This is a genomic window from Edaphobacter sp. FHG110511_03, from assembly GCF_059115365.1.
Genome location: NZ_JBZYWL010000005.1, coordinates 489120 through 509460 on the forward strand (window position 1 = coordinate 489120; position 20341 = coordinate 509460).

The 20341-nt window shown below is 53.2% G+C and carries 16 protein-coding genes and 1 pseudogene; 6 read left to right on the forward strand and 11 right to left on the reverse strand.

What is annotated here, in order from left to right:
* Positions 1-74 precede the first annotated feature (74 nt).
* The 4 genes and pseudogenes from AC5S26_RS21850 (at position 75) to AC5S26_RS21865 (ending at position 8299) form a co-directional block, all read left to right on the forward strand.
* The gene (locus tag AC5S26_RS21850) at positions 75-5897 is read left to right on the forward strand and encodes a sigma 54-interacting transcriptional regulator (protein WP_494187058.1); all 5823 of its coding nucleotides are present in this window, start codon (positions 75-77) and stop codon (positions 5895-5897) included.
* 860 nt (positions 5898-6757) lie between these two features.
* Positions 6758-6832: pseudogene (locus AC5S26_RS21855) on the forward strand.
* 761 nt (positions 6833-7593) lie between these two features.
* Positions 7594-7932: a hypothetical protein gene (locus AC5S26_RS21860; protein ID WP_494187059.1), complete on the forward strand. Its 339-nt coding sequence runs from the start codon at positions 7594-7596 to the stop codon at positions 7930-7932.
* A 103-nt stretch (positions 7933-8035) separates the two neighbouring features.
* Positions 8036-8299 carry a hypothetical protein gene (locus AC5S26_RS21865; RefSeq protein WP_494187060.1) on the forward strand — a complete coding sequence of 88 codons (264 nt, stop codon included), beginning with the start codon at positions 8036-8038 and terminating at the stop codon, positions 8297-8299.
* Positions 8300-8731: 432 nt separating this feature from the next.
* Here AC5S26_RS21865 and AC5S26_RS21870 read toward each other — a convergent pair whose 3' ends face one another.
* The 6 genes from AC5S26_RS21870 to AC5S26_RS21895 form a co-directional block, all read right to left on the reverse strand.
* The gene (locus tag AC5S26_RS21870; RefSeq protein ID WP_494187061.1) at positions 8732-10096 is read right to left on the reverse strand and encodes a hypothetical protein; all 1365 of its coding nucleotides are present in this window, start codon (positions 10094-10096) and stop codon (positions 8732-8734) included.
* Between the two features lie 34 nt (positions 10097-10130).
* Entirely contained in the window at positions 10131-10772 is a 642-nt protein-coding gene (locus tag AC5S26_RS21875) for a C39 family peptidase (RefSeq protein WP_494187062.1), read from the reverse strand.
* Positions 10773-10825: 53 nt separating this feature from the next.
* Positions 10826-11263: a hypothetical protein gene (locus AC5S26_RS21880; protein ID WP_494187063.1), complete on the reverse strand. Its 438-nt coding sequence runs from the start codon at positions 11261-11263 to the stop codon at positions 10826-10828.
* A gap of 87 nt (positions 11264-11350) precedes the next feature.
* Complete coding sequence (locus tag AC5S26_RS21885) at positions 11351-12739, reverse strand: hypothetical protein (protein WP_494187064.1); 1389 nt, start codon at positions 12737-12739, stop codon at positions 11351-11353.
* Between the two features lie 224 nt (positions 12740-12963).
* Entirely contained in the window at positions 12964-13113 is a 150-nt protein-coding gene (locus AC5S26_RS21890; protein ID WP_494187065.1) for a hypothetical protein, read from the reverse strand.
* A gap of 1945 nt (positions 13114-15058) precedes the next feature.
* Positions 15059-15220, reverse strand: coding sequence for an outer membrane beta-barrel protein (locus AC5S26_RS21895; RefSeq protein ID WP_494187066.1), 162 nt, complete (start codon positions 15218-15220; stop codon positions 15059-15061).
* Between AC5S26_RS21895 and AC5S26_RS21900 the strand changes: the two genes are divergently transcribed.
* The gene (locus AC5S26_RS21900; protein WP_494187067.1) at positions 15213-15341 is read left to right on the forward strand and encodes a hypothetical protein; all 129 of its coding nucleotides are present in this window, start codon (positions 15213-15215) and stop codon (positions 15339-15341) included. The two genes, AC5S26_RS21895 and AC5S26_RS21900, sit on opposite strands and share 8 nt — an antisense overlap.
* 17 nt (positions 15342-15358) lie before the next feature.
* Here the strand turns inward: AC5S26_RS21900 and AC5S26_RS21905 are convergent, their stop codons facing one another.
* Positions 15359-15721, reverse strand: coding sequence for a hypothetical protein (locus tag AC5S26_RS21905; protein WP_494187068.1), 363 nt, complete (start codon positions 15719-15721; stop codon positions 15359-15361).
* Between the two features lie 262 nt (positions 15722-15983).
* Here AC5S26_RS21905 and AC5S26_RS21910 point away from each other — a divergent pair, with 262 nt between their 5' ends.
* Positions 15984-16697: an NAD(P)/FAD-dependent oxidoreductase gene (locus tag AC5S26_RS21910; protein WP_494187069.1), complete on the forward strand. Its 714-nt coding sequence runs from the start codon at positions 15984-15986 to the stop codon at positions 16695-16697.
* Positions 16698-16723: 26 nt separating this feature from the next.
* Here the strand turns inward: AC5S26_RS21910 and AC5S26_RS21915 are convergent, their stop codons facing one another.
* The 4 genes from AC5S26_RS21915 to AC5S26_RS21930 form a co-directional block, all read right to left on the reverse strand.
* The gene (locus tag AC5S26_RS21915; RefSeq protein ID WP_494187070.1) at positions 16724-17263 is read right to left on the reverse strand and encodes a hypothetical protein; all 540 of its coding nucleotides are present in this window, start codon (positions 17261-17263) and stop codon (positions 16724-16726) included.
* 337 nt (positions 17264-17600) lie between these two features.
* Positions 17601-18410 carry an isocitrate lyase/PEP mutase family protein gene (locus AC5S26_RS21920; protein ID WP_494187071.1) on the reverse strand — a complete coding sequence of 270 codons (810 nt, stop codon included), beginning with the start codon at positions 18408-18410 and terminating at the stop codon, positions 17601-17603.
* Between the two features lie 1305 nt (positions 18411-19715).
* Complete coding sequence (locus AC5S26_RS21925; RefSeq protein ID WP_494187072.1) at positions 19716-19979, reverse strand: MOSC domain-containing protein; 264 nt, start codon at positions 19977-19979, stop codon at positions 19716-19718.
* Positions 19906-20325 carry an MOSC N-terminal beta barrel domain-containing protein gene (locus tag AC5S26_RS21930; protein WP_494187073.1) on the reverse strand — a complete coding sequence of 140 codons (420 nt, stop codon included), beginning with the start codon at positions 20323-20325 and terminating at the stop codon, positions 19906-19908. The genes AC5S26_RS21925 and AC5S26_RS21930 overlap by 74 nt, the downstream gene beginning before the upstream one ends.
* Between the last annotated feature and the right edge of the window lie 16 nt (positions 20326-20341).

Below are 20341 nucleotides of genomic sequence, written 5' to 3' on the forward strand. Positions count from 1 at the left end.
GGGTTCGAGTCTTCTGGGCCACTGGACCTGAGGATGGAGCCGATCCTTAAGGGGATTGTTGCGTACTTTAGAAGATGACGGAATTGTGGCACTACACATGGGAAACTATTTGGGATGATGGAGAGTTTGTCCTATCACAGACGAAGCCTCCGGACGGAAAGGCTTCGATCCTGGTTGTTAGTGTCCCACATGCTCACCCGCCTCCGAGCATCATTGCGCAGCTTGAGCACGAGTACTCGTTGCGATGCGATTTAGACAGCGCTTGGGCAGCATGTCCCTTGGAATTGATTCATCATCGGGGAAGGCCAGTACTGCTGATGGAACATCCTGGGGGTAAAATTCTTGCCACGTTGCTGGGTGAGGCATGGGAACTAACTCAGTTCCTGCACGTCGCTATAGGTGTCGCCGTTTCACTGGGGCGCCTCCATGAGCAGTGTCTCGTTCACAAAGACATCAAACCGGCGAACATCCTAGTAAACAAACAGACAGGCGAAGCGTGGTTGAAGGGTTTTGGGATTGCATCACGCCTCATACGTGAGAGGCAGGCCCCGGGACCTCCTTTGATCATCGCGGGAACACTTCCTTACATGGCACCTGAGCAAACCGGCCGCATGAATCGGTCGATCGATTCGCGGAGCGATCTCTATGCCTTCGGAATAATTCTGTATGAAATGCTCACGGGCGAACTGCCATTTACGGCCTCTGATCCAATGGAATGGATCCACTGTCACGTTGCGAGGCCTCCGGTGCCAGTAAGCGAGAGAGTAGAGGGAATCCCAGTTGCTATCTCTGCGATCATCTCGAAGCTCATGTCGAAGAATGCTGAGGACCGCTATCAGACCGCCGCCGGTATCGAGCAGGATCTGCGGAGATGTCTGGCCGAATGGCAATCACGGGGACAGGTTGACTCTTTTCCGCTTGCCGAGCAGGACGCTTCGGGCAGACTGTTTATTCCGGAAAAGCTCTACGGCCGCTCGGGCGAGGTAAATAGATTGGTCGGGTCTTTTGACCTCGTTGTGAATTCCGGCGCACCGGGGCTCGTACTTGTCTCTGGATATTCCGGTATCGGCAAATCCTCGCTGGTGAACGAACTACACAAAGCATTGATTCTGCCGCAAGGCCTCTTTGCTTCTGGAAAAGCGGACCCATTCAAAAGGGACATACCCTATGCCACTCTGGGTCAGGCATTCCGTGGCCTAGTTCTCCGTATCCTCAGCCAGAGCGATACGGAACTCGCACGCTGGCGCCGCCGGCTTCAAGATGCGGTGGGAATGAATGGTCAACTTATCGTAAATCTCATTCCTGAAATCGAACTCGTCATTGGGAAACAACCACCCGTTGGCGATCTCCAACTTAGAGATTCGCAGAACCGCTTCAAGATGGTATTCCGGCGCTTCCTTTGCGCGTTTTCGCGGCACGACCACCCACTCGTGCTTTTCCTTGATGATCTGCAATGGTTGGATCCGGCGACCCTTGAGTTACTGGAGTCTCTATTGAAGGACCCAGATGTCCGATCTTTCCTACTGATTGGAGCTTATCGAAGCAATGAGGTAAGCTCCGGGCACCCGCTCAGGAAGACTTTGGAGGCGATCCGCATGGCAGAGGTCGCGGTAGACGAGATCGTATTGACACCTCTTCATGCCGACGAGATAAGCGCGATGATTGTGGAGACATTGCACTGCGAATATGAACAAGCTAAATCATTGGCGGGGCTTGTATACGAGAAGACGGGCGGCAATCCATTCTTTGCCATGCAGTTTCTCAGTGCCTTGGCCGAGGAAAAACTTATAGTGTTTGATCCAAAGCTGACGGCCTGGACCTGGGATCTCGAACGCATACAGACTAAAGGGTATACGGACAACGTTGCCGATCTGATGATCGGCAAGTTAAACCGCCTGCTCGAGTCAACACGAGAAGTCCTGAAGCAGCTTGCATGTTTGGGAAACAGTGCTGAGACAGCCAAGCTAGGGATGATCTACGAGGTGTCGGAAGGGGATATTCACTCGGCGCTACGAGAAGCCGTGAACGTGGGGCTTGTCTTCCGTCGAGATAGCTCTTCTTATGCATTCCTGCATGACCGGATTCAGGAGGCAGCGTATGCCCTTGTCCCTGAAGATGAGCGGGCCGCAATGCACCTCCGGATCGGCCGGCTGCTTGCAGGGAATACACCCTCGGACAAGCGCGCGGAAATGATCTTTGAGATCGTGAATCAGCTCAATCGCGGTGTCGTATTGATCACATCAACAGAGGAATGCGAGCAGGTCGCTGAACTCAACCTTGCCGCGGCAAATCGCGCCAAGGCAGCGACAGACTATGCCTCATCGCTGATCTACCTCGCCACGGGAAAGGCGCTGTTGGAGAAGAATTATCAAGAGGAGTGCTGTTGCTATGCAGTGGGTTTCGCGATAGAGCTCAGCCTGGCCGAATGCGAATTCCTGACCGGCGAACCGGCTACCGCGGAAGCAAGGCTGTCAACACTAGCGGGCCATGCAGTTTCCCTGGTCGACAAAGCTGCCGTCACGCGCCTGCGTGTGGCGCTCTATACGACACTGGATCGGTCGGATCGTGCTGTCGAGGCTGGTCTCGAATATCTGCGATGTGTTGGCGTCGAGTGGTCCTCGCGTCCGACTGACGAGGAAGTTCGACTGGAATGCGAACGGATGTGGCAACTGCTCGGAAACCGGACGATTGAAGAGCTGATTAACTTGCCATTAATGAGCGATCAGGGCTGGCGAACGATGATGGACGTCTTGGTAGAAATTGCTCCTCCTGCCCGATTCATTGGAGGAAATCTGTATTATCTTCTTTTCCTTCGCATGACGAATCTCAGCTTGGAACATGGCAACTGCGACGGATCATGTTATGCCTATGCCTGTCTAAGTATCGTTTTAGGGGATCGCTTCAACGACTATCAAACAGGACTCCGCTTTGGTAAGCTCGGTGTCGACCTGGTTGAGAAGCATGGGCTGGATCGCTTTAGAGCCCGCGTCTACATGTGCTTCGGAACCTTCGTCACGCCATGGGCGAAACACGCGTCATCCGGCGAGACATGGATACGACGCGGCTTTGAGACAGCGAACATAATGGGTGACCTCACCCACGCGGCATATAGCGTCAGGAATCTGATCCCGAATCTCTTTCTTTCTGGAGGGCCGCTAGGTCAAATTCAGGTCGAAGCTGAGCATGGTCTCGTATTCGCGCGGAAGGCACAGTTCGGTCTTGTGGTTAACAGCTTCATCGGGCAGCTCGCGCTGATCCGGTCCCTTCGCGGACTGACGCCAGATTTCGTCTTCAACGACGGCGAAGAGGGAGATGAGGTTAGTTTCGAGCAGTATCTGGCCGAAAATCATCTATCGTTCCCCGCCTGCGGGTATTGGATTCACAAGTTGCAAGCCCTCGTCTTTGCTGGAGATTACGCAGCTGCAGTCCAAGCGGCAATCAAAGTGCAGGACCTTCTTTGGGTGATGAGGGGAATTTTAGAAACTGCGGAATATCACTTCTATGCAGCTCTGGCACGAGCAGGGTTGGCGGCTGACACAACTCTGGCCGATCGACGTCAGGAGCACATCGACGCAATCCTTCATCATTACGGGCAGATTGTTTTGTGGGCGGAGAATTGCCCCGAGAATTTCACGAATCGCGCTGCTCTCACAGCTGCCGAACTCGCACGTCTGGAAGGCCGCGACTTAGATGCAGAGCGCCTCTATGAGGACGCTATCCGACTTGCACGCGAACATGGCTTCATCCAGAACGAGGGCCTGGCCAACGAACTCGCCGCCCGGTTTTACAGTGCGCGTGGCCTCGAAACACTCGCTCATGCTTATCTCCGGAACGCGCGACAGTGCTATCTCCGCTGGGGGGCCAATGGCAAAGTGCAGCAACTCGACCGGCATCACCCACACCTCCGGGAGGAATTGACCGTGCTCGGTTCCACGTTCATGATCGGAGCGCCGGTCGAGCACCTGGATCTTGCAACTGTCGTCAGAGTATCCCAGGCAATCTCTGGCGAGATCGTTCTCGAAAGATTGATCCAAACGCTTATGAGCATTGTGGTCGAGCATGCCGGAGCAGAGCGAGCTCTTTTAATTCTTCCCCAAGACGATGCACAACGAGTCGAGGCAGAGGCCACAACCGGCCGCGAAGGGATCACAGTCCGTTTCGTAGGGAGAACCCTGGCTGATTCGGACCTTCCTGAATCCGTGCTCAAGTATGTCGTTCGCACCCAGGAGACCGTGATCCTGGATGATGCCTTGGTTCCGAATCTCTTCTCGGCCGACAACTATATTGTGCAGAAGCGGGCCCGCTCTATTCTGTGTCTACCGCTCGTAAAACAAACCATGGTCGTGGGCGTGCTGTATTTCGAAAACGCCACGACATCTTACGCATTCACCTCGGATCGGGTGGAGGTATTGAAATTGTTGGCATCGCAAGCCGCTATTTCTATGGAGAACGCTCGCTTCTATAAGGCGCGCCAGGAGTCAGAAGACCGCCTGCGCCTTGTGATCGACACGATTCCTGCGATGGTTTGGAGTAATTCGGCTGACGGCTCTGTTGAGTTCATCAATCAACGCTTTCTGGACTATACGGGTTTGATTAGCGACCTGGCACTTGGTGACGGATGGCTTGCTGCAATTCATCCTGATGATGTCCCGGGAGTGGTTGAGATCAGACGTGAGGGTCTTGCCGCCAGCAAACCTTATGAGTTTGAGGCTCGCGTCCGTCAGGCTGACGGTGGGTATCGATACTTTCTCGTTCGCGTGTTTCCGCTACGAGATGAAACGGGAAAGATCGTTAAATGGTACGGAACCAATGCCGATATCGAAGATCGCAGACGAGCGGAAGAGGCGCTTCAGACAGCCTTTGAAGAGATCAGAGAGTTGAAGGACGAACTTTATAGAGAGAACGTAGCTCTGAAGGAAGAAATCAAGCAATCGTCCATGTTTGAAGAGATTGTGGGGAGTTCTTCAGCGCTGGAAACCGTGCTCAGCCGTGCCTCCAAGGTTGCGCCGACTGATTCCACAGTTCTGATTACAGGGGAGACTGGTACAGGGAAGGAGCTCATCGCCCGCGCCATTCACAAAGCTTCGCTTCGGTCCGGACGAGCCTTCGTAAGTGTAAATTGCGCGGCTATCCCGCAGTCGCTGATCGCCTCGGAGCTTTTTGGCCATGAAAAAGGTGCGTTCACCGGGGCACAGCAGCAGCGACTGGGGCGCTTCGAGTTGGCGGATGGAGGTACTATCTTCCTCGACGAAGTTGGTGAGCTCCCGGCTGAGACGCAGATCGCGCTTCTGCGGGTCCTGCAGGAGCGCGAATTTGAACGAGTCGGAGGAAATCGGCTGATTCGAACTGATGTGAGGGTGATCACAGCCACCAACCGCAACTTGCAGGATGCTATTGCTGATGGCACATTTCGCAGCGACCTTTTCTATCGACTTAACGTGTTTCCGATTGAGATTCCTCCACTGCGTGAACGCAGGGAAGACATCCCCATGTTGGTCGAATCCTTCCTCGACCGTTTCGCGAGGAAAGCGGGAAAGAAGATCCGCAGAATAAAGAAAACAACTATGGATCGGTTGCTGTCCTACCCCTGGCCGGGAAACATTCGGGAGCTGCAGAATGTGATCGAACGATCGCTGATCGTCTGCGAAACAGAGGACTTCACGGTAGATGAGAGCTGGCTCGCCGGCCCTTCTGATCCGACATCGAAAGTGCATCGTCCTCAAAGTCAATTGCACTCTACAAAGATTCACGAGAAAGAAATCATTGAGGCAGCCTTAGCTGAGTCTGGAGGCAGAATATCGGGCCCGTCGGGTGCCGCAGCGAGATTGAATATGCCAGCGTCGACCTTGGACTACAAACTCAGAACCCTCAAAATTAACAAGTATCGGTTCAAATGAAACAAGGACAAACTGGTCGCCACGACGGTGGTGGAGTGGCATGCAGTGGTTCATGGCACATAAACTGGCAGTGCCGCATGAATTGCACAATTGATCAGTGGACTTCGGGGATAGACGATACCAGCTTTGTTGATGCTGAGTTGAGAATCTATATAGCCTGAGCGCGTCGCGGTCGTAGATCAAGGTAGCAACCTATCAGGCTTCGTTTAGAGCACGCTGCTTTCTTTCTAAGTTCAGCTTCCTTTGTTTACCATTCGTAACCTTCGCGTATTCCTTTAATGGGTATGGCAATGACTACAAGAAGAGTGCGGCACGCCGTTCTGAATACGATCCGCTACTTGGAAATGACACTGATTCCCGATCAGACATGTCTGTAAGACCTGAGCATTTCAGCATGAGGAATAAAGCCCGTCCCAGAATTGTTAAGTCTATGTCCGATTAACTTCTGCTTTGTGATCGACTGGCTGATATAGGAAGTATCTATGCGCTTGACAGTTTCACTACCCCACAACTTAGAGATAATCATGCATACACGACCAAAAGCACTTGCAACCGTGATGGTTATTCATGGCAATCGCAGTAGGGTTGCCATTACATCCATTAACCCATCCGTGTCAATAACATATGGTGCATCTTACAATGCCGATAACACCTAAATAGCCAATTGGAGCGAGATCTCACACAAAACGGTCTTCACTGGAAGATCGCACAGAGTTTTCTTGAACAACTCAGCCAAACCAATTGGCCCCGTGCTTGCTGACGTGGGCGATTTAAGGAGATTCATGTACCCCATGGGCAAGGGGGTTCTGATGGTACCCGCGATTGTCAATGGCATCACTTCGGTAGGCGACAACTCAAACGGCGCGGTACCCAAGGGGTAAGGGAGAGATCATTGCGATCTCAATGCGTCGGTTCGAGTCCGGCCCGCGCCGCCAATCTCACAGTTTTGAACACATAGTCCTCTATGTCTGCAGAGATTGTCCCTTTGATAAACGGCAAATTCCTCCCACGCCACACATTGGTCAGAAGAAACATATACGGTCCAACCCCTCCCTCATGACCGAATCAGCGGCTGACCATGTCATCGCTGGAGATATACCTGAAGCTGTGCTCTCAAAGAAAAAGAAAAGCAGAAGACGATTGTTGTTGATCTATCCGGACACACAGGCACTTTGGTGCGCAAGCCTACATCGATTCCCAGGCAGGTAGATTCGAGGATTACGACTATCAGGACACGTAGATCGCGATGACATTGGCAGGTCTACCGTCCATTAGATCTGCTATGTTGCGGAAATTCAATTTAATGAATGGAGGTTGCTTGGATTCAAAAGTAAACCACTTCGATCCAAACACGACGAGTTGGCTTACTACACAAACCGCTACAAGCATCGCTGTACCTAGCTTAGAGGGACAACTGAGTCTTGCGTTTTTAGATCTTACGGATTATCTATCACTCTCTGTTGCGGTACCTTGTCTGTAGGTGGAGTCAGTGGAAACTCATATCGGCAGGGCGCACAGATTGACACTACTGTCTACTTGAATGTAGTAACCGGAGCAGGGGATCTGATTACCCGCTCTATGGAACAGCATCGCGGCCTGTTTGAGTCGACACTAGCGGGGCTAGGACAATGTGTGAGTATTGTCAGGGCTACTATCAAACTTACGCCAGCGGGCCCATCAGGTACGTATTTTCGATATGACCTATCAGGACCTTGGGTCACCACTGGTAGCTTTTCAAGCAGTGCTAGCTGGTAAGCGTTTTAGTTATGTCCAGGGAATTGTGTCAGCATCAGCTACTACAAGTAGGTTCAGTTATATTCTGGAAGGTGTTTCATTCTATGATGAAACGCCGCCTAATGATGTCTGCATCCTGTCCAATTTGCATTTGGACCCCGGCAAGGTACAGACGTTCGAGGATACCTATTTCAATTTCTGTGATCGCGTTGCTAACAAAGAGGCTTCGTTAAAAGCTAGCGCCCGCTGGAATTTTCCGCACCCTTGGCTCGACATGTTTATCCCGGCAAGTCACGCTTAAGCATATATAGGCACTGTTTTTTCTACATTGGGAGCCTAACGATCTTCCAGATTTCGCCAACTTAATTTATGGCTTTCGCAAGTGTCATCTAACGCGTCCATTGTTGCGCGTCCCCCAGGAAGAAGTATTCTTTCTGTTTGATGTTCTGCGTACAACCAGTCTTGAACGGAGTATAGAAGCCGTATCGCAAAATCGTCAGTTCTATGATCAAGGGCGTTTGCAAGGTGGAGTCTGTTATTCAATTAGTGCAATCAATGTCCAGAAACGATTGGTGGAGGCATTTTGGATCACAATACGAACTGTGGTGCATTCAAAAGCGAGGTACGATCCAAATGGAATACTCACACCCGGACCTCGAATATTTTGATTGGAGCGGGTGGTCGATTTACCCGAGGGTCGATTGATAACGTTTGGCTCTGTTGCAAATGGCTACGAGTTTTATCGGGATCTACGAGTCCGGCCTCGTGAGGCCGCGCGGTAGATCATCCTGGATGGCCAGAGCATATTACACCCCACCGCCCATCCTAACGAACTGAGGCTTCCGATTCGCCAGCAAACAAACTTATGCCACGGTGCTAATCTCTCTATGCCGGCCGTTGTCACTGAGGTTGTGCAGACCTACGACTTTGCCATCGCAAGGTTCCGCCGGTTCAGTTTCCCTGACTTCCAGAGATTGGACGATGTTGATAGTAACCCGTACGGTTGGCGCCTTCGAGGGATCAGTCAGATTAGGGTTGTGATGGATCGCCGGATCATACGCAGTGTGAATTCCGTGACGGACACACCGTTCTCGTTACGATCAACGCACGTTGTTCTTGGGCTTCCAGAGGGCTCTGCGGATGGGAAAGCCGACCGAGAACTGCAGGTTGGGGGTGTCGGGAGTGAGGCCGACACCGAAGCTGAGGTCGATGGTTCTGCCCGGGGCGTACAGATAAGACATTCCCAGCCGCAGTGTGCCTTCCACAAGGAAGGAAGCGGGGATGACCTGGTTGTTCAGCGTTGTAGCGCGGGTGAAGCGTTGATCCCATCCGATGGTCATCGAGGTCTCGGGATTGAGCGAGAGGATGGAGCCTAGCTGGAAACCGATTGCATCACCCGGCTTGAAGTGACCAGCAACCATCGTCGGCTGGCCGTTGGCATCGGTTGACTGGACCGTATGCGTGCCGTTCAGGTTGGCGGTGTAAGAGAGATTGCCGAAGAAGACGACAGGGTCGTTGGCCTTGGCGGCGGTAAGGTTTCCCTGCATAGCGTAGAACCCGGTGCCGAGGGCAGTCTGGCTGCTGTTGAGATTGAAGCTGTCGACACCGGTGGTGGTTTTGAAGCGGACATCGGCCAGAAGATCAGGCACACGACCGTGCTCGAGTGTGAGCTGCCGCGATACGCCAAAGGCGATGTCGCCAAGACCGAAGGTGCTCTGATTGGTCTGAGTGCCGTCGACATCGACGGTACGGTTCAACTGATAACCATAAGGCACGTAGGTCTCAAACTGAAGCTTGTGGGGAAGTCCGAGGCGGGTCGATAAGGTAGGCAGTAGAAGGTCTTTGCGGACGCGCTGTGAAGAGATGTCTCCGACCACGAGCACGGGAAGCAGGGCGAAGCCATCGATGTCGAGGCGATCGGAGGTCGAGCTGAAGTAGGAGGCGGTGTTGTCGATCTCCAACATGCCGGGGGGAAGCAGGAGTCCGCCGCGCACGATGAGGGCCTGATCGAGCGCCCGGCTGGCCTGACGCTCCTCAGTGTCGTAGCCAGAGTTGGTGACGACGGAGGTAACTGCGGCCGCGGTTCCTGCCTTTGGAGCCGGGGCAGAGACGGGCGTGCCGATGGGCTTGGGGCCAAGAAGATCCTTCGGAGAACTCGCGTTCGTAATGAAGCCAGAGTTGACGCGCAACTCAAGCTCCTGGACGCGCTGAAGGAGATTGCGGATGATAGCATCACGTTCGCGAAGAGCATCGCTGAGGCTCCTATTGACGGCTGCGAGCAGAGATTCCTGCTGGGTCATCGGGGCCTGCGCGGGCTGCTGGCGGGTCTGCAACTGATGCTGCTGCTGCGGAGGCGCGGCCGGAGGAGCCTGTTGACCTTGTTGAGCCTGGATTGCCGTGGCCGAGAGAACAAGGGCCCAGCAGATCAAGGGGGAGCCGTATTGCCTTATTCGGGGTGCCTGCATCGATCTAGCCTTTCGTTTTGAATGATTCAGTGGATCAGTAGAGATAATTCGGCGGAATCGCGACACCAATCTCGCGCTGAATGATGGTGGCGTCCGGAATAGTGCGGGATGCGACGGAGGCTCTCTTCTGAGTAAGCATCAGATCGGTTGGCGGCCGTACGACGAAGACGATGCCTTGCTTCCAGAGGGACTGGAAGCGATCGACGCGCATGGTGATATTGCCGAAGCCGGGGTCGGCGATGATGACGTGACCGTTGACGATGTTGTTCACCACGATGAAGTGATCGAATCCCTTCAGCCGGATGGGTACGATCACGGCGGTCTTCTGGGCCACGAGCTCTTCAATCGACATTCCGGTGTAGCCCTGGGCATCGTAACCGCGTGCGTCGGCGAAGCGCTTCAGATCGAGCAGCGAAAAACCTCCGCGGTTACGCACCTTGACAGGATCGACGCGGTGGAGAATCCAGACGACGATAGCGGTCTCGGGCGTATTGTCCTTGAACTCATAGGTCAGCAGAGTACTGAGCGCGGCGGCGCCGCAGCTCATATCCCACCGCTGCCGGACGACACCTTCTCCGCGAATATCTTTTAGGCTGCGAACGTTCTTGCTGTAGGGGTCTGACTGGTTATTCGCTTGAGAGTGAACCAAGACTGGGAAGATCAGAGCGCTCGCCATGATCAGCACGAGCGCTCTTGAGGAATGCCTGAACGATGAAACTTCGAAAGACATTAGGGTTTCCCATGCAGGTTGGACTGTGTGAGTGTACCCACAGTGGAGTTGATGTTGATGTTGAGATTGAGCAGGACATTGACCACTGAGTTCACTGCGTTGATGTTGACCAGAGAACTCAGATTCTGCTGCGCATTGCCGGCTATGTTGAGCGTGCCCTGGGTGGTGCTGCTGCTTCCCAGAGGTGCGTTCAAAATGCCAAGTGTGCCGTTGGCCGAGACCACGCCGTTGGGCGTCGGCGTTGAGCCCTGAAACCTGACGACGCCATCGGAGAGTCCGGCCGAAATGCTCCCGGCCGTCACCTGGTCGAGGACGGCGTCGCTCATAGGCTGCGCCTTGGTCTGCAGACGAGCTTTGGCCGACGATTGCGCGCCGGCCTGCACCAGTCCTGCCGAACTTAGCAGGCTCAGAGCCGCTATCACAAGAATTCGTTTCATACATACTCCTTGAATCCAGTGAAGGAGCGAGCGGACGCGAGTGGATCAGGCAGAACTCGCTACCTGATCCGCTCGCGCCGATCGCTCTTAGCGGATCTGGTTGATGCTGTTGACCTGGTTGATGCTTGGGGCCGAGTTCATGTTCGAGGTGCGGGCAACGTTGACGCCGTTGGAGACCATACCGCCAGCAGCGTTGACGATGTTGAGTCCAGAAGCGTTCGCCTGCGCGCTGTCCGCGAGCATGACGGTGTAGTTGTTAGTTGCGTTGACCGACGATCCGTCGACAGCAACATACTTGCCAGTGGCGTTGTCAAAGGAGACCGCGCCCTCCTTGGAGTAGTTCAGGTCGAGGGACTGAACGGTGTGGTTGGAGTAGCTGTCGGAGTCAGAGTTTGAGACCTTCGTCGAGAGGCTCTGGCTCTTGTCGTCCGTCGCCGCGAGGGTGTCGACGTCGGCCTTGCTGGCTTCCAAGCTCGAGCTCTTCGTGGAAGACGTGTTGGCCTTCAGAGAAGCGTTCTCAGAGTTGCTGGTTTTGAGCGAAGCAGACTTCTGCGACGACTTGTCAGCCGAAGCGTCGAGCGAGTCGTTGTTGCTTGCAGACTTGGAAGCCGAAGCGTCCAACGCTGCAGCGGTGGAGTTAGAGTTCTGCTTGGCAGCAGCGGTCTGCAGTGAGGCACTCTTCGAGGAAGAGTCGTCGCTTTTAGACTTGGAAGCCGAAGCGTCCAACGCTGCAGCAGTGGAGTTAGAGTTCTGCTTGGCAGCAGCGGCCTGCAGTGAGGCATTAGCACTCTTCGAGGAAGAGTCTTTGGTCGAAAGCGAAGCTTTGTCGTCCTTGCTCGCCGAAGCATTCGCATCCAAAGAGTTCTGCTTGCTGGCGCTAGCGTCAAGCGACGCGCTCTTCATGTCGCTCTTGTTCGTCGTCAGGCTGCTGGTGTTGGCATGGCTAGTGGCCAGGGCTTGGTTATGCGTCTTGGAAGCATCGACCGATTTATTGAAGCTGGTTTGGTGCGAAGCGTTCTTGTCAACATCCGAAGAGGCTTGGACGCTGAGATTGGTGTTCGCACCGCGGTTGTAGTTGTCGATCGAGGCATCCGACTGGCTCTGCTGCTCGATCACGTTGCCCTGGGTAACATTGGCGCCGCTGTTGCTCAGCGGAGTCGAGACTGTACCGCTGTAGACGTTGACGCCGTTGGCAACCTGCGCGTCCGAAGACGTCACGATGTTGACGCCCGAAGCGCCACTCAGCGAGCTCCCCGACAGATTGACGGTTCCGCTGTTGTTGTCGTTGACGGTGGAGTTATTGGCTGCGAGGGCGCTGTTCTCTTCGCCAGCGGCGGTGACGCTGTCCATCTGGTTATCACGCAGGGCGTGCGTCTTGGTCTGATTCTTGTCCGGCGACTTCTTGCTCTGGCCAAAGGCCTGTCCAGAGACGACTAAGGCTGCAACGAGAGTAGTAGTAGTTACGAGATTCTTCACTTTTGCCTCCACGGCTTGGTTACATAACTCCACCGTCTACGCGGACGCTGCCGCATAGAGGCCAATTCAACACCTGCAAGCCACAGGGGCTTCGAACAGGTATCACGGATACACGGGTCCCAGGCAGCTTCCAAAAGAGGAAGAGAGCCGCAATCTCACACCGCCGCACACCTCGTTTGAGTAGGCAGTGTTCGAACGTAAAGCAAATTAAGTTCATTGATCTGTTATGAAAATCCGCTCCAAATCGCATCCAGCTCGATGCGTTTGAAATAAGCCCGACCTTGGAGAAGCGCCATCTTCATGCCAACTTTTCCTCTTTCAAATCTGCGCAAACCGAGCCCTTTTTTATCCGAGGTCGCAAGGGTGGTTTGCACGTAAAAGTAAAATCCCAGCGTTCAGGCATGTCGTTTGCACACTGTATTAACAAACGAGCATGGATTCTTATTCCATGTACAAACTTGCATTCGAGGACGAACGACGATAGGTGGATTAGCAGGCTGTAGCGATCCCCGAGAAGGCAGAGCGCTGGGAAGTCCCCTCCGGTGTGTGAGGACAAGCTGAAGTCCAGTCGCTTGGCTCGACAGAGCCGCCGACTTCGAGGGGAGTCGAGGCCGCACGCCCCGAGGCCGGGGATTTCATACCATCGCCGATGGAGCGAATCGACAACATAAGCCTCCAGTCGCTCATCGCCGGGGTTTTGCTTGACAGGCTTCGCGCCGGTCGTGGCGGATCGGACAGAGGTTGCCAGTTTGCGTTCTCTTCATGTTCGAGGCAAAGGTTGTGCAAGAGGGGTATGCTCGGCTCATGGGCGAGAAAATACTTTGTGCGCTTGCCACGGAAGGCAGGTTCACGAGCAAAGGGTTGTCTTCTACGGACTCAGACGGGGATCTTTGCACGAGTCTCGCGAGGAAACTGTTGCAGCAGGACGGCGTTCGTAAGTCAGCAAGCTCGCTCTAGGCCAACGTAGGCAAGGAGCAATACCAAAACCATTCCAAACGTAGTTAACATCACAAGGCTATCGCCTGATTGTCGCTCAGCTTGAAAGGGCCAGTTCTCCCGCACATGCCAGAGGAACACGCCTTCTAGAAGAATAGAGTTTGCGATGGACTGTGGTTATGAGCGAAGAGACTGGTGTTGGTCCACCACATTCTTGGGAGCCTTGATTGCTGCCTTTGAATTTTCCCTGCCACAACGTATTAGCACATTGTTCATGGTCTCTTGAATACGGGTATTAGGCCTGTGGAGTTTTCGGGTTGCTTTACAGACCAGTTTGGTAAGCATAAAACGGTCCGAAATGAGAGTCATCGCGTTGAAGACCAGATCAGAACGCATAGAAGAGTCCTCCAACAACAGTTGGCAATTTGCCAATTTCTTACAACAAGGAAAACTATTTGCTGGGCTAAGTGGCTTTGCCCCGCGGTGATCGCACATGTGCTTATATTTCAGGTACTCCGATGCGCAAAAGGGTTAGGTTTTGCTGGAAACGACCGCAGAATCGATTTTCGGTTTGAAGCGACGCATTCTACGTAGCCTTTGGAGAAATGAGAAGCGGATACTCCATCGAAGCGGCGGATGTTTAGAAGAAGTGAGTTTCGGTGAACTATCCACTGAGATCAGCGCTTCAATCATTTCGACACTAATATAGGGAATCACAGTAAGCTTGCAGTGGTACACCTTTCATTGCATCTTCCTAAAAAACACTTCGATACAGGTTTTATTCCAAGAACAGCGGCAGGTTCGTGCGATCAGTAACCAGACGGTTGATGCAGGCGACAGGTTATAGCTATAAAGCGGTGGGGTTTTGCTGCGCTTAGGCGAAGAAGAGGAGTAGCGGGAGGAATGGGACTACAACCACAAGCCGCCCAAACTTGCCAGCGTGAGCTCGGACGGCGTCAGCCAGAACGTCGTCGAGAGAAGGCCGACGCACATGACCTCACGACTAAGCCGCATGTCAAATACGAGGTGCGCTTCGTAAACAAGATGTTCAACATCTTCGATATAGCTGCCTCATGGAAGCAGCACAATGGACGAACTTCGACTAACAGAGTTAGTGCAACAGAGCCTTAATGACAATCAGTTGTGTGATCAACACTAAAGTCTTCGCAGTGGTTGCCCGAACTTCAGGTTAAGGTACATGCAAATGTGATCCTTAATCACGCGAGACATCTAAGAGAATCACGCGTGCATCATCCAACATGTGTGGAAACAGATCTCGGGCCACAAGCGTCATTCCCAAATCTCTCATTCATGCTACGGAGCTTCCCTCTTCCTCGCACTCCTCCCGGACCGGCGAAAGACGCCAGTCCGGCCAGAGTTGATCTAGAAGCTCACTCGTCCGCCGAACTGCAGTTCCCGATTGTCGGTTGACGTGCTTCCGATGACTCCGACATTCGAGGGATTACTGATATTCGCTCCAGGCCCTCCAGAGTTGGCCGGATTCAGCACATTGAATGCCTCTGCGCGGAACTGGAAGGTGACCACCTCGGCGAGCAACCTTCTCGACTCGGGAAATAAGAACTTCAGCGAGCTTATTCGAGTGGGAACGATGGCCGAAGCGCCGACCAGTGTCGAGGTGATCGCCGGTCATATCGCAAAAACCTGAAGCTCGCTTTATCGGTCTTAGATTCCAAGCTGCAGACCCTCATCATCAGAGGTCTGCCCCGCATCCCCTCCAACCGGAGACAAATTCAAGACGGCTCGCTGTTGCAGCATGCGGGCGTCGGAGGCCATCACACCTAGGCCAATCATTCCCGGCAGTAGACAAGCTGCGTAGCCCGACTGCCTAGCAAAGATAGCGCAAAGCCCGATCCCCGTTGCTGAAGCAATAATCCCAATGATCAGGAATGGCCGCTCGCCGAAGCGGGTACTCATCCATCCGGTGCGGCTCGCAAAAATAAACATCACCGCAATGCATAGCAAGAATGCAGCCCCCGTCGCTACGGCATCCAGATGTTTTATTTGAATGGTGAAGAACGGAACCATACAGGTTTAAGCATTCCTACAGTTATCTTCGAGCTCTACTCCGATTCAGTCAGGCTATGTAGTTTGGTTTGTTTACCATGTTCGCCTCTATCGGATCCCGTCATTTCCGATAGGGCGCATTTCGATCAGTCGAATGGCCTAGAGAAATCCATAGGTGAACCGCCGTGGATCTCAATGGTCGAACTGGGCGTTGCTCCTCATAAAGTCGAAGCGTCATCTTGACGCATAACGCATTTGAATTGTCGATTCCGAGGCCGACCTAATGACTAACTCCGAAAGTTCCAAATCGCGTCCGAAGGTTATCATCCTGGGCGCGGGTTTTGCGGGCCTGAATGCAGCCAAGACCCTAGGCTCCGCCCACGTCGATGTAACGGTCATCGACCGCAATAACCGCCACACATTTCACCCGTTGCTTTACCAAGTCGCTCTCGCCGTGTTGAGTCCAGGGGATATTGCACAGCCAATCCGTTCCATCCTCGGCAATCACAATAATGTCGAAGTGCTCATGGAGGAAGCTTGTCAGATTGATCTTGTCGCTCAAACTGTGGGCTTGAAAGCTGGTGTCAAACTTCCTTACGACTTTCTGATCGTCGCCACCGGCTCAACACACAGCTACTTCGGAAAAGATGAGTGGGCCAGCATCGCGCCTGGCCTCAAAACCATTGAAGACGCTACTGAGATCCGCAGAAGGGTGCTGCTCGCGTACGAACTCGCCGAACGGCAGATGGTCGAGACCGGCTTCCACGCCCCGCTGAAATTTGTCATCATCGGAGGTGGTCCCACGGGGGTGGAGCTTGCCGGAGCGATCTCCGATATTGCGAATCTCTACATGCTACGAGACTTCCGGCATATCGACACATCGTTAACAGAGGTCTGCATCCTCGAAGGCTCTACCTCTATTTTGGCGACGTACCCAAAGAAACTCCGCCAGAAAGCCGTGCGACAACTCGAAGCCTTACGAGTTGATTTTCTGTGACTGTTCGTTCACAGATGTTTTCGTTTTCAGTAGGTCGTGCTCGCTTCCAATTCCTCAAAATTAAGCGGGCTTCCATTGGCGTCTAACCACTTCCTCTGAGCGTCGCCTTCAATCGTGCTTTGGGACATCAACTCGCGAGCGAGAGGTTCGATCAGCGGTTGATCCGTCCGCAGAAGCCGCGAGGCCAACTTGTATCCGGCATACGCAAAGGGGTCGGTGTCTGTCAGTGCTTTCGCTACACCCCAATCGACCGCAGTCATCCGTATATCAAGCGCACTCGACATGTCGGATACAACCTCTTTGCGTAAATCATCCGAAATCGGGTCACTAATCGCCTGGTCCACGATCGATCCAATGTAGACGAAGGCGAAGGCTCTACCTAGCAGCTTCGCGTCATTCTTGAACGAGTCTCGCTGGCTCTTCCAGTCGCATACGATACCACCGTGGCGTTCGCTACTACTAGTAACCGAAAGCTGCGTGACCGGAAATCCCGCACGATACGCCATTATAGCCCGTGCGGCTAGATATTTTGCGCTTTGGTGTTGTAACGCGTTATTTTCTGGCATTGAATCAACTCCTTACATTTCTCTTAAACGATCACTTCTGTTTCTAGACAGTGCGATTTGGCTCTCAGCTTCCATAAGCCAAGGTTGTTACCAAGAGCAGCGTTGCACCTATGGTCGCGACGAGACACAAAGCGCAACTCCAGACCAGCCAAACACTTACCACACTCTTAAACCTGCGAGTGGTCCCAGGGAACCAGCGAAGAACAACACCTTCATTAGAAGATTGAAGCGCTCCGTGAAATGGTGCCAGTAGGATCAAATACCTTTGTGATAGGTCCCATTTCGGCTGGTTGAGCTAGATTCACAACAAGTTCCTCATCTGTTTGGGCATCGAGTTTCACTTCGTGTTGGCGAATAACTTTTGGAGCTCGCCACACGCCATGAAGTCTTTCGTAAAGTCGTCCGAATCATCGGTAGCGAGAAACGCCTCGGTGAGCTTTCCGATTCGCCGACAAACTGTCTGCGAGATGCCCAAACCTGCGCTGAGACGCCGGACTCCAAGTTTGGCGAGATCAGCTGCCTTGGGAAGACCAGGCCATCCGAGAAGGTTTACGGGCAGCTTTGTTCCGACAGTGATCTGGGCGATCTGCGTCAATTCGGTCAACGCCGAGACAAAGAGACCATCGGCTCCCGCTTCGGCGTAGAGGAACGCTCGCGCCAGCGTCTCTTCGGCCTTGTTTTCGTCTGGGGCCAAATTTTGGAAATACACATCGGTCCGTGCGTTGACGAAGACATCTATCTTCATCGCCGATGCCGTACGCTTGATCGCCTCGATCTTTTTCGCCAACAGACTTGGCTCGTCCGCACCGTCCTCGATGTCGATGCCCGCGATACCAGCACCCAGGACGGGTTTGAGATTCTCGCTAACGAGTTCGAGATCGTCTGAGTAGCCTGCTCCCATATCGATGGATACCGGCACTTTTACACCCTTGACCAAGTCGCTTGCCAGTTGGGCCTGTCGCTCGAGCGGCAACTTGTTGCCATCGGGATAGCCCAAGGACCAAGCCACACCAGCGTTTGTCGTTGCGACGGCCTTCGCTCCGAATAACTCAGCAAGCCTGGCTCCTCCAACATCCCAGACATTCGGAAGGAGTAGAGGTTGATCCGCTCTTGAATGAAGCGCCCTAAATACTCGGGTCTTAGGCATGGGTATGTTGGCCTTTCAGATTGATCAGGAAGAGTTCTTCGACTGCTGACCAAGGGGCCCGCTGTCGTGCTCTGCGAAATCTCGAACTTGGCCTTCTTGAAATCCTTCAGGGCCGAGCTTTCGTTTCGGGATTGTCGGCAACGGACTGAGGGTTCGGGGTAGTCATGCGATAGCTGGTGTGTCGTGATCACTCACGGCATTTCTAACCATACCGAACGGGATTCACCCGAAAGTCCGGTTTGTGCGTCACGGAGTCCATCGTACTGTTTTTATGCGAACAGAGTACACCGTCAATGTTGTCAGCCTAGTGGCTGACTTTTCCTTGGTCTTCCCTTCGCAACCTGATGTGTTCTATAGAAAGAAGGCGTCGCTGCGGCCTAGAGATTGTCGTGCAGGTAGAAATTATTCGGGTTGAGCCGATCTCAACTAATCTGGAACGATGGAAGGCTCCGACTTCGGTTGTAGGTGGCATGGCGTCACTATCTAGGTCTCTGGGCTTCCCTTTTTCGCCCCTGACTCCGGCGAGGTCGGTTGACGCGCCGATTGAAAGACAAACAGAACTCGGCTCAAACCGCCGAAGCTCTGCGTTGAAACAGCGGGTTCGTCGCTCGCCAACGTGTTAAAGTGCAATGTCTATTGCACTTCCGTAGAAAAGGTTCGCGAAAGTCAATGCATCGCAGCCCTCTGAGCAAATCACATCTAGCAAGTGCATCCGAAATTGAGAGGAGCAGATAATGTTTTCGGTCCTATTCGAAGTTCAACCGAAACCAGATCAATGGGATGCGTACCTGGAGTACGCAAAAATGCTCAGACCGGAGCTTGAACAGGTTGAAGGATTCGTCGAAGCACGATGAGGTCCAAGAGTTAGGACGTGGCGAAGTGCTTCTCGACTACCCCATCTCCGTGTTGGCCAGATCACACACGACACGCAGTTACCTGAAGGGATGGAGCTGCGAGAGCAGCAATTAGACGAGACCGAGGTTGGGGTCGGGACTACCGTGGTTCTCATTGACGCCAAACGCCCCTCAGATTGAAAGGAAACGACTGATCTCGCCGATCGTGCTGAATGGCTGGGCCTTCAATATCCAGCTCAGAGATGTCAGCTTCAAGGGCCTGAATGAGTTTTCGAATTATCAATGCATTATCGCTCGCGCTCATTGACCCCGAGACTATCATGGTTTGTAGTGGATAAGATCGATGACAATTACCTCACTATCCGAAGATCGTCGTTCAAGAACACGATTCCGGGTTGGACAATCTTGGCATAAACGCCGGCCCTTCCTTGATGGAATTTATCTAGTATTTTCATGATGTCGAAGACGGGTTCTTCAAACTCGGATTGATTGGGTCATGAGTCACTACTCGGCAACGTGGAATGCGATCAATGATCTGAACGATTGCGCTCTCGCCGATACAGAGCCGTTTGCCGATCCATTCATCCTCGGCGAAAGGCCCAGCAGTTAGATCAAGAATTAGATTGGCGCGAAAACGACGCTCATGGATGGATCGACCCACTTCTGAAGAGATGGGCAATCGTCTGACGCGAAACCAGTGAGAGCGGTCTAACATCTGTCTGCGGAACTTCTGACCGAATCAATTGAAAGCGTGTTGTTCGTGAGATATGGGTTTGGAAATATTCAATCAATTGTGGAGAGTCGACGGGATAAATTTCTCCGGTAGGAGTTGCAACGCTGACTACGTCATCCTTGATCAGATTGGCTCTATACCCGAGCATCGCACGACGTTCTTTGCCGGAGAGCCGGAGCATGCCTGGAGGCGCATTGGAGCTTTGAAATGCATAGAATCTATCGCCCTCAAGACCTGACGGCTTCAGCAGAGCTTGTTTCAGCGAAACTCCCGCCATGCTTTTTACCGGATATTGAAAGACCGATGCGATATGACCGATAGAGAGCATACCTTGCTAAGCACAA

Bases quoted from the DNA above. Each gene is read 5' to 3' on its own strand.
- AC5S26_RS21930 (WP_494187073.1), bottom strand. From the start codon at position 20,325: ATGCTCTCTATCGGTCATATCGCATCGGTCTTTCAATATCCGGTAAAA.
- AC5S26_RS21915 (WP_494187070.1), bottom strand. From the start codon at position 17,263: ATGCCAGAAAATAACGCGTTACAACACCAAAGCGCAAAATATCTAGCC.
- AC5S26_RS21875 (WP_494187062.1), bottom strand. From the start codon at position 10,772: ATGGCGAGCGCTCTGATCTTCCCAGTCTTGGTTCACTCTCAAGCGAAT.
- AC5S26_RS21880 (WP_494187063.1), bottom strand. From the start codon at position 11,263: ATGAAACGAATTCTTGTGATAGCGGCTCTGAGCCTGCTAAGTTCGGCA.
- AC5S26_RS21860 (WP_494187059.1), top strand. From the start codon at position 7,594: ATGACCTATCAGGACCTTGGGTCACCACTGGTAGCTTTTCAAGCAGTG.
- AC5S26_RS21905 (WP_494187068.1), bottom strand. From the start codon at position 15,721: ATGGTTCCGTTCTTCACCATTCAAATAAAACATCTGGATGCCGTAGCG.
- AC5S26_RS21870 (WP_494187061.1), bottom strand. From the start codon at position 10,096: ATGCAGGCACCCCGAATAAGGCAATACGGCTCCCCCTTGATCTGCTGG.
- AC5S26_RS21850 (WP_494187058.1), top strand. From the start codon at position 75: ATGACGGAATTGTGGCACTACACATGGGAAACTATTTGGGATGATGGA.
- AC5S26_RS21920 (WP_494187071.1), bottom strand. From the start codon at position 18,410: ATGCCTAAGACCCGAGTATTTAGGGCGCTTCATTCAAGAGCGGATCAA.
- AC5S26_RS21925 (WP_494187072.1), bottom strand. From the start codon at position 19,979: ATGTTAGACCGCTCTCACTGGTTTCGCGTCAGACGATTGCCCATCTCT.
- AC5S26_RS21910 (WP_494187069.1), top strand. From the start codon at position 15,984: ATGACTAACTCCGAAAGTTCCAAATCGCGTCCGAAGGTTATCATCCTG.